Source organism: Rheinheimera texasensis (assembly GCF_964031785.1).
Lineage (GTDB): Bacteria > Pseudomonadota > Gammaproteobacteria > Enterobacterales > Alteromonadaceae > Pararheinheimera > Pararheinheimera texasensis_A.
The window spans coordinates 179620-191955 of the sequence record NZ_CAXIRE010000017.1 but is presented as its reverse complement, the minus strand read 5'-3'; the positions used below and the strand labels follow the sequence as shown (position 1 = coordinate 191955).

General features: G+C 55.1%; 10 protein-coding genes. 5 read left to right on the top strand and 5 right to left on the bottom strand.

Going from position 1 to position 12336, the window contains the following annotated elements:
• Window positions 1–71: 71 nt before the first annotated feature.
• Entirely contained in the window at window positions 72–959 is an 888-nt protein-coding gene (locus ABNT34_RS07340) for a LysR family transcriptional regulator (RefSeq protein ID WP_348730196.1), read from the top strand.
• Window positions 960–968: 9 nt separating this feature from the next.
• Here ABNT34_RS07340 and ABNT34_RS07335 read toward each other — a convergent pair whose 3' ends face one another.
• Window positions 969–2396 carry an ADP-ribosylglycohydrolase family protein gene (locus ABNT34_RS07335; protein ID WP_348730194.1) on the bottom strand — a complete coding sequence of 476 codons (1428 nt, stop codon included), beginning with the start codon at window positions 2394–2396 and terminating at the stop codon, window positions 969–971.
• A 156-nt stretch (window positions 2397–2552) separates the two neighbouring features.
• Here ABNT34_RS07335 and arfB point away from each other — a divergent pair, with 156 nt between their 5' ends.
• Both arfB and ABNT34_RS07325 read left to right on the top strand, forming a co-directional pair.
• Window positions 2553–2972 (top strand): alternative ribosome rescue aminoacyl-tRNA hydrolase ArfB, encoded by a 420-nt coding sequence (arfB, locus tag ABNT34_RS07330; protein WP_348730192.1) that lies wholly within the window; start codon window positions 2553–2555, stop codon window positions 2970–2972.
• A 101-nt stretch (window positions 2973–3073) separates the two neighbouring features.
• On the top strand, window positions 3074–4573 hold the full coding sequence (locus ABNT34_RS07325; protein ID WP_348730190.1) for an amidohydrolase family protein: 1500 nt from the start codon (window positions 3074–3076) through the stop codon (window positions 4571–4573).
• Between the two features lie 9 nt (window positions 4574–4582).
• Here the strand turns inward: ABNT34_RS07325 and ABNT34_RS07320 are convergent, their stop codons facing one another.
• Window positions 4583–5347 (bottom strand): transporter substrate-binding domain-containing protein, encoded by a 765-nt coding sequence (locus ABNT34_RS07320; protein WP_348730188.1) that lies wholly within the window; start codon window positions 5345–5347, stop codon window positions 4583–4585.
• 222 nt (window positions 5348–5569) lie between these two features.
• Here ABNT34_RS07320 and ABNT34_RS07315 point away from each other — a divergent pair, with 222 nt between their 5' ends.
• A complete protein-coding gene (locus ABNT34_RS07315) occupies window positions 5570–9163 on the top strand; it encodes a leucine-rich repeat domain-containing protein (RefSeq protein ID WP_348730186.1) in 3594 nt (1197 codons plus the stop codon).
• 45 nt (window positions 9164–9208) lie between these two features.
• Here ABNT34_RS07315 and ABNT34_RS07310 read toward each other — a convergent pair whose 3' ends face one another.
• Entirely contained in the window at window positions 9209–9559 is a 351-nt protein-coding gene (locus ABNT34_RS07310) for a MerR family DNA-binding protein (RefSeq protein WP_348730184.1), read from the bottom strand.
• 129 nt (window positions 9560–9688) lie between these two features.
• Here ABNT34_RS07310 and ABNT34_RS07305 point away from each other — a divergent pair, with 129 nt between their 5' ends.
• Window positions 9689–10567 carry an alpha/beta fold hydrolase gene (locus ABNT34_RS07305; RefSeq protein WP_348730182.1) on the top strand — a complete coding sequence of 293 codons (879 nt, stop codon included), beginning with the start codon at window positions 9689–9691 and terminating at the stop codon, window positions 10565–10567.
• Between the two features lie 70 nt (window positions 10568–10637).
• Here ABNT34_RS07305 and ABNT34_RS07300 read toward each other — a convergent pair whose 3' ends face one another.
• Together ABNT34_RS07300 and ABNT34_RS07295 are read right to left on the bottom strand one after the other, a co-directional pair.
• Entirely contained in the window at window positions 10638–11114 is a 477-nt protein-coding gene (locus tag ABNT34_RS07300; protein WP_348730180.1) for an SRPBCC domain-containing protein, read from the bottom strand.
• A gap of 79 nt (window positions 11115–11193) precedes the next feature.
• On the bottom strand, window positions 11194–12336 hold the full coding sequence (locus ABNT34_RS07295; protein ID WP_348730178.1) for a sigma-70 family RNA polymerase sigma factor: 1143 nt from the start codon (window positions 12334–12336) through the stop codon (window positions 11194–11196).

The window sequence follows — 12336 nt, the reverse complement described above, 5'->3', positions numbered from 1 at the left end:
GATTGCGCGGAGATTGTCGCAAGCGCTACTATTGTGAAAAATAGCATTAATCACAAATGACTTTCTCAAAAATGGCAATAATATCGCAAACAGAACAACTCGAAATGCTGTTGGCGGTGTATGACACCGGCAGTTTTTCGGCGGCGGCCAAAGCGCTGGACTGTCAGGTCGCCAAAGTGTCGCGGGCGGTGCAGGCGCTGGAGCAGCAGCTGGGCTGCAGTTTATTCAGCCGCACGACAAGAAGAGTGTTACCGACCGAAGAAGGTCACAGGTTTGTGGCGCAGGTGCGGCCCGGTCTGGCACTGCTGGCAGAGGCGGAAGCACAAATACGTTTTGCCGACACGCCGGCGGGCCGGCTGCGGGTGGATGCAGCGAGCCCTTTTATGCTGCACCAGCTGGTGCCGCTGCTCGGTGAATTTCGCACCTTGTATCCGCAGATAGAGCTGCAGCTGATGAGCAGCGAAAACATGATTGATTTGATAGAAAAAAGAACCGATGTGGCGATTCGCATCGGTGCGCTGACCGATTCGAATCTGCATGCCCGTCTGCTTGGGCGCAGCAAACTGCATCTGGTGGCGAGCCCGCAATATCTGGCGCGACGGGGTGTGCCGCAGCAAGTAGCGGATCTACCGGCGCATGCTTTGCTCGGTTTTGCTGATAACGCCCGGCTTAATCAATGGCCTTTGACAACGGGGGAGCTGCAGATCACGCCCAGCATCAGCGCCAGTTCCGGCGAAACGCTGCGCCAACTTTGTCTGGCCGGGCACGGCATAACGTTATTGTCGCAGTTTATGATTGCCAAAGACCTGCAAAGTGGTGTTTTGCAGCAGGTGCTGCCAGGCGCTGTGCAAAGCCCGCACCCGCGTGAGCAGGTGCATGCGGTGTATTACCAGCAGCAGGCGGTGGCGCCGCGGATCCGCTGTTTTATCGATTTTCTGGCGAGCCGGTTGCAGCTTTAAGCGGTGGACTTAGCCGCCGATTTTGGCAGGCGTCAGCAGGGGAGCTGCCGGGATCAGCCAACACTGGCCATCGGCACTGCGTTTACCCCGCATCAGCTGACTGACCACTTTGTCGGTCACGGCGATGCCCTGCGCCGCCATAGTGGCGAAATCAGTCTGGCCATTGTTGGCAAAGCCTTTGCGGGTACGGTGAATATCAAAACGTCGCGATAGTTTCTGGCCAAACTGCTGCTCGACATTATCTGCGCCCAGCATCAGGCCATAAAGCCCACCCCAGGTTGCGGCCGGATTGTCGGAATCCCAGCCGGCCAACACAGCGATTTTCAGCGTGTCCTGCATGTCGCCGGCGCCATAAAAATAACTGAGCAGGCTGGCGGCGAAGTTAATCCCGGCGGCAAAACAGCCATTGCAATACAGCTGCTTTGCGCTGATCTCATAGCCGTCTTGCTGCTCCAGCTGGTAACGCCGGTACAACGCGTCGCGCGCCGTTTCCCATGGCACGCCGGCCTGAAACTGCGCCAGCACAAAGTCATACATTTTGGCCGGATATTGATTGGCCGGCAGCGTCTGGCGTGCCTGTGCGGCGATGCTGAGCAGCGCCTGTCGCAGTTTGGCGTTATCCTGCACCACATCAGCGCTCAGCAGTGCGGCGCGGGCATGGAGTTCAACATAAAACTGCGCGATATCAGCCGCTTCACCGTTTGCGGTGGTACGAATGGGTAAATACGCCAGCTGCTGCGCAATATCGGGCCGGCCCGGTGCCAAAGCACCAAAGAGTTCAGTGGTGAGCTGGGCATCAATCATATCGAAATGCGGGTTTTGCGGCGGCATGCCGGTAAAGGGTGGCAGCATGCCTTGCTGCATTAAATCAAAGGCTTGCTGATTGGACACCCAAAGGAAATTCTCCGGTTTGCCGTCTTTGGTGCGGTGCGGTGTGTTGTCATCGCGGTAGATATAAGCCAGCCAGCCGGCGCGGATCTGGGCGCCAGTCAGTAGCGGATTGGGGCTTTGCAGCATCAGTTGCAGGTAGATGTATTCAATGTCGCTGTCATCGTCCGAACCCCAGACCTGCGCGGGGCTGCGCAGCACCCAGTTGATGGTCGGCGACAAATCGCTCGGCACGCCCTGGCCCCAGATGCTGGGTTCATCGGCTTTGCCCCAGTCGGCGCGGGTGTAAAAACGCCCAGCCGGGCCGGCACCGCCGATTTTATCCATCTCGGTGACCAGCCCGGTCCAATTGGCAATGCTGAGCCCTAACCAGAAGCCGGCCAGTTTTTCCTGATAGGCGGTTCTTGATATGGCAAATTCAGTGGCCGTAGAAGCAGTGCAGCTGGCCTGTACTGTTGTTGCAGCGCCAGCCGGTGGTGTTGACAACAAACAAGCCAAAAGGCCGAGGCAGGACAGACGGCGGCACTGGGTGGGCAGCAGAACTGACATGAAAAATCCATTTGGAAAGCGCTTTCATTTATCCTGCAGCGTTGGCTATAAACTGTCAATCGGCAGCACCTGCTGATCCAGAAAGTTAGGTTGACCGACGCTTTCCAAAGTGGACTCCTGCTACACTGGCGCCACTTCGTTTAAGGACTGCTATACATGCTGCAAATCACTGCCACCATCGCCATCGATGAAGCCGAAATCGACTGGCAAGCCATTCGCGCCAGTGGCCCGGGCGGGCAGCATGTCAATAAAACTTCGACCGCGATGCAGCTGATGTTTGATATTGAGCAGTCGTCTTTGCCGGCACATTACAAAACCGCATTGCTGCAAAAATCCGATCATCGCATCACCGCATCCGGCAAAATTATTATCAAATGCCAGCAAAGCCGCAGTCAGGAAATGAACCGCGAAACCGCGCTGCAGCAACTGATTGCACTGATTAAATCCGCTGGCTTAGTTCCGAAAAAACGCCATGCGACTAAGCCCACTTACGGCAGCCAGCAACGCCGGCTCGACAGCAAAAAACAGCGCAGTGGCACCAAAAGCCTGCGGCAGAAAAAACCGGGTCTGGAATAACCCGCTGCGACCAACGCCCATGTGGCGCTGACCATTGCACTGGCGTTGCTGCACAGATTTCGGCATGCTGCCGGCATCATTAAAAATTCGGTATCTGTGCCATGTTCCCTGTTGCAAACTCCTTGTCACGCCGCGTTTGGCCGGCAAAACGCCTGATAATGCTGAGCCTCGCCTGTGCCTTCGGCGGCTTGCTCAGCAGTTGCAGCAACCCGTCAGCAGGCAGCGCACCGCAGGCCGATTTACGCATTCATAATATTCAGCTGGTGGATGTCGAAGCCGGGCAGTTACGCCAGGGCCAGACGGTGCTGATTAAAGCAGACCGTATTGTGGCCATTGTGCCGGAGGCAGAAGCGGCGAGGTGGCAAAGCAAGGCGGAGCTGGACGGGCAGGGCCAGTATCTGTCACCAGCGTTGTGGGATATGCATGTGCACTTTGAAGGCCGCGATTTGGTCGCTGACAACGCGCTGTTGCTGCCGGTCTATCTGGCCTATGGCATCACCGCCGTGCGCGAAGCGGCCAGTAACCTGGCGCCGACTGTGCTGCGCTGGCGCAGTGAAGTGGCCAGCGGGCAGCGGCTGGGCCCAAGGATTTTCACCGCCGGGCAGAAATTTGAAGGCATTAATTCACTGTGGGACGGTGACCTCGAAATTGGCAACGAACAGCAGATGTTGGCCGGCATGGATTTGCTGCAATCGCAACAGGTTGATTTTATTAAGATCACTGAAAACACCTTAGCGCCGGATTTATATCTCGCGACCATCCGTGAAGCGCGCAAACGTGGGCTGTTGGTGTCCAGCCATGTGCCATACGGCACGGCCATTGACGAACTGGCACAGGCTGGCCTTAGCAGCATTGAACACGCCTCGTATTTATTACGGCTTGGTTTTGCCGGCGAAAGCAGCATCGCGGCGCAAGTACGCAGCGGTCAGCTGACTAACAAACAAGCTGCCGATTTTTACCGGCAGGGCTTTGATCAGGCCAGTGCCGACGCCGGTTATCGTCGCTTAGCCGCTGCCGGCGTTGCGGTCACGCCAACTTTAATCGGCGGCCAGCAATTGGCACATTTGCATGACACCGATCACAGCCATGATGCGTTTTTGCAGTATCTGAGCACCGATTTTACCGCCAATTATCAGTGGCGTATTGAGCGGATGGCTGGTGAAACACCAGCGCAGCAGCAGGAACGCAAAGACAAAGAACAGTTGATCGCCGCCCAGTTACCGCGCTTGCAACAGGCCGGTGTATTACTGCTGGCGGGTAGCGATTCGGCGGCGCTGAATACCTATGTCTATCCGGCCGAGGCGCTGCACGCCGAGCTGCAGTTATGGCAACAGGCTGGCATGCAAAGTGCCGATATCCTGCGCGCTGCCACCATCAATGGTGCGCGTTTTATGCAGCAGTCGGCCGATTATGGTTCTGTGGCGACTGGTAAAAAAGCTGATTTGCTATTGCTTAAACAAAACCCGTTACTGGATATCAGTGCCAGCCGTCAGCTGCAAACGCTGGTATATCAGGGCAAAGTCTATGACCGTGCAGCGCTGGACTTGCTGTTGCAGCAGGCGGCTGCGCAGAAACAACAGTTAGATCAGCAGCCGGATTAAGCGCAGGGGTTATTCGTTGCGCACAGTCGCCGGCTGAGGCTGAGGTCTTTTGGCATAGCGCAGCTCCTGACCGCGCTGGCGCAACAACTGCAGCCGGCCGTTTTGTTGCCACAGGTTCAGCAGTTGGTCCAGTTCATGCGCCAGTGCCGCGTCGCGGCTGCCCAGCCGGAATTCTGTGACGGCAAACAGATCAAATTCACGTAGTTCATTGCGCGTTCTGCCAAGCCCGGTCAGCACGTTCTCCAGCGTTTTTTCGTTCATTACCAGCAGTTGGGTGCGGCCTTTGAGCAGCATCAGCACAGCCTGGGTATGGTCGGTCAGTTCACGGTACTCCGGCGACCGGGCTGTGACTTCGGCAAAAATGGGCCCAAGTACTGCAGTAGCATTTTGGAAGGCGGTCAGGCGATAGTTGGCAAGATCCGCGGTGGACTGCAGCTGACCGCGAAAATCAGCCAGCGCAAAAGCTTTATTGCGGACCTGAGTATAAGGGGATGTCAGATAAACGCCGGATAGACCAGGCTGCTGTTGGCGCACCGCCAGATCCAGCTCGCCGGCAGCCAGCATCTGACGCAGCCTGGCGTGCGGCACTTTAATGATTTGGTGAGGCAGCTGTAAGGTTTGCATCAGCTCGTTGACCAGCAGCTGTTCATAACCGCTTTGCGCGGTCGGGTTTTTAAAAACCTGATCGGACACACCAAGCCCAACCCGCAGTGGTGTTGCAGCCTCTGTGACGGCGCAAAAGAACAAAGCCAGCAGCCACATCCGTTGTTGCATCCGCGCCTCCCTGGCCATCGTTGTGATCGATGTTGTTGAGTGTAGCAGATGGAGGAACAACCACAGTGAAGTCGAGTTCGGTAGCTTTTTGGGCTTTTCCGATATTGGTGAGATGATTTGCAATCTGGCTACATTCAGGTAACGTGTAGCCTTTTTTTCACTACAACCGCTGATACAAAGGTAATTTAGCCAGAATTAGCAAGGGCGGGCAGGGAGCATCTTATGCGGTATCAAACAATTTTTACGCTCAGTTTATGTGCGGGCCTCAGTGGTTGTGGCGGCGGAGGCGGAGACAGCCCTGCACCAGTCACACCAGAAGTGCAACAGTATCTGGTGTCCACCCAAACCGGTGCCGGTGGCAGCCTGAGCCCGGCCAGCACTCAGGTGCGCCAGGGATCGACTACTACTTTCGCTGTGAGCCCGGCGACTGGCAATGACATTGACAGCGTCAGTGGTTGCGGAGGTAGTCTGAGCGGGAGTCAATACACCACAGGGGCAGTGAATGCTGCTTGTACTGTCACTGCCAGTTTCAAAAAACAGAACTTCCTGCTCACAGCCAAAGCCGGTACTGGCGGCACTATCACCCCAGCTGAACAGCGTTTGTTTTATGGCGATAAAGCCGAATGGACGGTCAAAGCCCAAACCGGTTATCAGATTGATCAGGTGGTCGGTTGTAACGGCAGTCTGAATGGCGAGACTTTTAGCGTCGCCACTGTCACCAGCGCTTGCGAAGTCAGCGCCAGTTTCAAAAAACTTAGTTATACCGTCAGCGCCGCCGCCAATGCCGGTGGTACTGTGACGCCTGCGACACAAAAGGTGGAGCATGGCAACACCACCACGGTCACGCTGAAAGCGGACAGCGGTTTTGCTATCAATTCAGCCAGCGGCTGTAACGGCCAGTTGCAGGGCGAGCTGTACCGTACCGGCACCATCAGCGCAGATTGTAAAGTGGATGCGGTATTTGGGCCGGCCGTGATTCAGGTGACGACCACAACCAGCAGCGGTGGTAAGCTGAATCTGACAAACCCACAGGTGAAATATGGCGAAAGCCTGCAGCTGACGCTGCTGCCGGATGCTGGTTTTGATATCACCACGGCTTCTGGTTGTGGCGGCAAATTACAAGGCGCGGTGTTTACCACAGCGCCTGTCACAGCTGCTTGTACTGTTGAAGCAAAGTTTAACGACGCAGCCATTGTGGTGTTCCCGGATACGGGGTTGGATAAGGAAGTCAGGAAAGCGCTTGGGGTCAACGACAGCAGCAACATCACTAAAGTCCAGCTGAAACAATTAACCAGTCTCTATACGCCTTTTGGCAAAATTGAAAATCTTCAGGGATTACAGCATGCGACAGGACTGATTAACCTTCACCTTTCGAATCAAAAACTGACAGATCTGTGGCCGTTGCAGTATCTGACAAAGTTGCAGGAATTGCATTTGGACTACAACCCAATCAATAGTGTGCAACCTTTGGGTCAGTTGAAAAATTTACGCAACTTGTGGCTGTTTGATGCACCTGTCACTGACTTGTCGCCGCTGGCAGGTTTACAGTTGACAGAGCTTGCGTTGAGTAATGAAGCGGCCATAGACCTGACGCCGCTCAAAGGCATGCCGCTGCAAACTTTCTACCTTTGGTTCAGCGCCACCACAGATCTCAGCCCACTGGCTGATGCGCCACTGCGCCATCTGGATGTAACACAAAGTAAAATAGCGGATCTCTCAGTTTTGAAAAACTTGTCCGCTCTGCGGAGCGTTGTCATTTCTGATACTGATATTGCCGATTTGAGCCCATTACGTCAGGTTACCCAGTTGTATAAATTATCGGTAAATAGTAGCCTGGTGCAAGACCTCGACGTGTTGAGCACTTTGCCATTTGCACAGCAGGCCTATCTGTCCATCTCCGGTTGTATTGACCAGAACGGTTATTCCCGCCATCTCGAGCAGCTGGCAGCTTTGCAAACCAAATATAAGCTCAATCTGCAAGTTGGCGAGGGGAAGCGTCAGGACTGCGCCGATACCTGGGGTGGTACCAGCCTGAATATACAGGCGCAGGTGATAGACCGTACTTTGCAGTACAGTTGGCAAATCAGTGGCAATACTGCGCCGGTGCATTGCGCTTTGTATCTGGATCAGGACGATCAATTGCCAGGTTCAAGTGCCTCAACTCTACAGGCATGTGCTGCAAACGGCACCGCGACCTACAGCAGCCATCAGGCCGACCAGTTCCGCCCGGCTATCTGGTTTGATAACGGGATCGGTGGCGAAAAACTGGTTAAATTGGATGAAGTTGGTGCCGCTCCGGCGCAACCGGCGCTACAGAGTCTGGATTTAAGCCAAATCACCATTTCTGCCAAGCCGCTGTTGGTGGCAGAGCGTGATGGCCTGCTGCGTTTACATGTGACGGCCGCGCAAAGCCCGGCAGTTCTACCGAAATTTCAACTTGATTTGCAGCTGAATGGCAAGACCCAACTGCTGGATGCCGCAGCACCGAAAAAGCTACCGGTCAGCAAAGTGCATCGTAGTCTGACCGACGCTTATCAGGCTGTTATTCCGGCCAGTTGGATGCAACCTGGTCTGCAAATCAAAGTGTTACAGGAAGGCCAACTGGTCCGGACTTATACACCACAATTTGCGCCGGTGCGGCCACTGGCGATCCGAATTGTGCCGTTTCAGCTTGGAGAGCAGGTAGCGACACTACCTGATGTTAATACAGTGAAGAATGCAGTCCGTACTTATTGGCCTTTTAGCCAGATTGAAGTGCGCGCCCGTGCGCCTTATCAACTCAAAGCGGGCGGCACGAAATCTTCAGCCTATGTAATGTTGCCCGAGCTGGCGGATTTGCGGAATATTGAAGGCGAAGGTGTGTATTACTACGGCTATTTCAAGCCAGAAATGGGCGACAATTGCTGTGGTGGTTTAGGTTACATCGGGGCGCCTATTGCAGTCGGCTATGACAGTGACGATGGCGAGATTCTGGCTCATGAACTGGGGCACAATTTTGGCCGGCAACATGTCGGTTGTGGTAACCCGGCCGGACCGGATCCGGCCTATCCATATCCGGCGACAACGATGGGATCTGTTGGGCTGGATCTGGTGTTGAATGGCTGGATGTCGCCGGAAGATCATGTCGACCTGATGTCGTATTGCGGCCCTAAACATGTGTCTGATTACAGTGTGGCGGCCGTGCAAGAGTTTGTGATAAAGAACCCACCGGCGGCATTCCCAACGCCGGCACAGGCAGCCGCTCAGGCCCAAACGGTCAGCGGTGCTTTATACTTCGCCGGTACTTTACAGGGCAGCAATGTACAAGTGCGGACCTTAGTGCCGTTATCGCGTGCCCCGCGCAGCGAGCAGCCGAGCGGTTACAGCATCAGAGTCTTAAACGAGCAGGGCAGCTGGTTTGAATTTAACCTGCAACTGTTGCAGCTAGACCATCCAACCGACCAAGCTGAGCGCCATTTCAGTGTGGAACTGCCGCAGATGAGCATTCAGCGTTTTGAGATCTGGCAAAATGGGGTGATGGTTGCGACGCAGGATAATTCAGCGGCACTGGCCGGCAGCACCGGCCAACAACAGCAACTGAACCAAAGTCAGTTCCAGTTGGACGAGAGCGCCAATCAGCTTTGTGTCAGCTGGCCGGCCAGCAAAGACGCCTCACTGAGTGTGATTTATCAGCAAAACGGCGAAGATACAGTGTTGGCGTTAAACGAAACAGCAGGCCAATTCTGCCGCGACAGCAGTGCGTTGCCACCGGGTGGTGACTGGCGGCTGATTTGGCGTCAGCAACTGTCGGTGCGGGAATTCCGTCAACCTCGGTAAGCGGTTGCAGTGACAACAAAGCCGGCACCAGGCCGGCTTTGTGTTTTATGGCGATGCAGTCAGTTTCTCCAGCCAGCGGTTCAGTAATACTCTGGCGGCTTGCAGCTCATTGATTTTTTCGTCGACCCGGTCAATTTGTGTGCGGATAGCGGCAATTAATTGCGGGCACTGCGGCTCTGGATGTTGTAGATGCGCGATGGCCGGTTTGATTTCATTTAAGGTAAAACCAGCGGTCTGGGCCAGTTTGATAAAACGCAGTTCGTCCAGCACCAAAGGTTTATAGCTACGGTAACCGTTAGCAAGCCGCTGCGCTGGCGTAACCAGACCAATGCTCTCGTAATAACGCAATGTTTCTTTTGAAATTTCCGCCCGTTTTGCCACATCGTTGGGTGTCATAGCCGCAACCTGCATTGGTGATTAAATTGATGATTAAATTGATGATTAAATTGGTGAATAAAAAAGCCTTGACCCTGTAGTTAACTACATCCTTTAAGCTGTTGCCAGTGCCATTCACAGGAGACCCTGATGTCTATTCAACAGCAATACCAGCCTCAGCAATTGCAGTTCAGCGCCGCCGACGGCTATGCGTTAGCCGGGACTTTTTATCCGGCCGCTGAGGCCCGCGCCATCATCATTATTGCCAGTGCCACTGGTGTGCCGCAGCGTTTTTACCGGCGTTTTGCCGAATATGCGGCCACTGAGGGTTTTGCCGTGGTCACTTTTGATTACCGGGGCATTGGTCAGTCTGCACCCGCGAGCCTGAAAGGGTTTCGCATGGATTATCGCGACTGGGCACGGCTGGATTTACAGGCGGTGGTGCAGCAGATGAGTCAGCAAGAGTTGCCGCTCTGTTTACTCGGCCATTCTTACGGCGGGCACGCACTGGGTTTACTCGACAATCATCAGCTGCTGAGTGCGGCTTATTTTTTTGGTCTGGGCGCAGGCTGGCATGGCTGGATGCCGGCTGCTGAGCGGCTGAAAGTGTTGTTGATGTGGCACCTGGTGGCACCGGTACTCACCCGCTCTCAGGGTTACCTCGGCTGGAGTGCGTTAGGCATGGGCGAGGACCTGCCGCTTGGCGTCTACCAACAATGGAAACGCTGGTGTACTTTCCGGCATTATTTCTTTGACGACAGTGCTTTTCCCGAACTGAAACAACAATTTGCCACCGTCAACACCCCAATAAAAGCGGTCAGCGCCATCGATGATAAATGGGCGCCACCACGCTCCAGAGACGCTTTTATTCAGCATTACCGAAGCAGCGCCTTCAGCTGTGTTGATGTATCGCCTGCAGAATACGGATGCCGACAGTTGGGGCATATGGGCTATTTTCGCGCGGATGCACAAGGGCTCTGGCCTGATGTGCTGGCGTATTTTCGCCAGCACATTCAGAGAGCTTCGTGATGATCCACGTCTGAATCGTCAGGACCGGCAGTGTTGTCTCATGTCCATATCTGACTGAGGATGGAAAAGCTTATTGGTCAGAGGGGGGAGTTCGCGCCGGCTGACCTTCTGCCAGCGATTTCAGCAGTTGCAGCGCTTTTGGCCAGGTCTGCTGAAAAAAATCCGCCCAGTCCTGCTGACTGTCCATCTGCACTTTGAGATGACAGCCTTCTGCGGTCGCACTGAAGTAATAATCTTCCCGGGCGCCGGCCCAAGGGTCCACTTCTTCGCCGCTCAGTACTTCAGCGCCATCTTTCAGGATGCCCAAATGCTCAATAAACACATGTTGCCCGGGGACGTGGTCGACAATCCGGCTGACCATACCGTGCTGCTGGCCATTTTCAATCGCCATAAAATACATTTTACTGCCGGTTTGCCAGTTGCCGCTAAAACATGAGCCCGGATGAAAAGGCGCAGTCCAGAGCCGGTACGTCGGGTCGTCAAGCATCAGCTGGCAGACCTGCGCCGGTGACGCTTTGATATCGATGGTGAAATTCAATTTATGCATTGCAGACTCACAATAGATCTTGGCAGAAAAAGGGGCTTATCCATTGTGAGTCAATTGGTGCAAAAGGCAAACCCTGCTGTTAAAGCCGGCCAGAAGCTATCAAGCCTGCGATCATACCGGCCCAGCCGGCGCCGATGCCGACAACGGTGCCTATTGCACACCCCAGCCATTGCCGGCGTTGTTTTGCTGCGGCTTTTGGATCTGCCAACCGTTCCCGTGCTTGTTGTGGCGCCAGCAGGCGACTGAGCTGGACCTGAGTGCTGAGCAGCAGCACCGTCAGCATCGTCATGCACGCGATGGGCCCCCAGGCGCTTGTTGTCAGCTCATAGGCCGCCACCCAGCACAAGCCAAACAACGCCATCCAGGCCATAGTGCGGCGTCTGAGCTGGCGTAGTTGCGTAGCAAGTTCAGCGCTGTCGGCGCGGTCGATCGCCGGTTTCATGCCGTAAAACACTGCTGCTATCGCCAGCAAAGCGCCGATAGCAGCGCCACCTAATAGCGCCAAGAACTTCAGCGGTCCTGAAGCCGCGCCCGGTGCGACAGAGTGCGCCAGCTGATCGGCTGCCATCGCCGCTGCTGGCGGGCTGGCGGTGGCCAGTGCTGCAGTGAGTGCCGCGGAAAAACCAAGCCCCGGCGCGGTCGACAAAATCAGCTGGCCGTAGCGGCTCAGCCATTGTTCTTTTAAGGATTCACGCACCCGCTGCAGTTTTTTCCGCACATTGGCTTCGCTGATGCCAAGCAAGGCCGCGACCTGGCTGCTCGATTGTTCTTCCCGGTAAAACAGCAACAACATTTCACGGCTCTCGGCCGGCAGTGCGTCGAGAAACTGCTGTAATAGCTGGCTCTGTTCAGCACGGCCATGCCACAACTCCGGGCAGGCGTCCGGGTCGATGAATTCGGCTAATACAGTTTCTGCATCGTCGCCATCCAGTTCCCGCCGGGCTTTTTGGTCGCGCAGACCATGAAAGGCCTGATAGCGGGTGATTTGCCGCACCCAGGGTAAAAAGCTGCTGGCTTCGCGCAGTTGCGGCAGTTGCTGCCAGACATGGATAAACACCTGCTGGGCGACATCTTCGCTGCGGTCTAAGTCTTTGACGATGGCGAGCGCAATACTGCTGACCATCTGAGCACAGCGCTTGATCAGGCGCTGATAGGCCGCCATGTCGCCTTGTTGCGCGGCTAACACGTCAGGCATTAACTGTAATTCGATGCTGTGATCCAT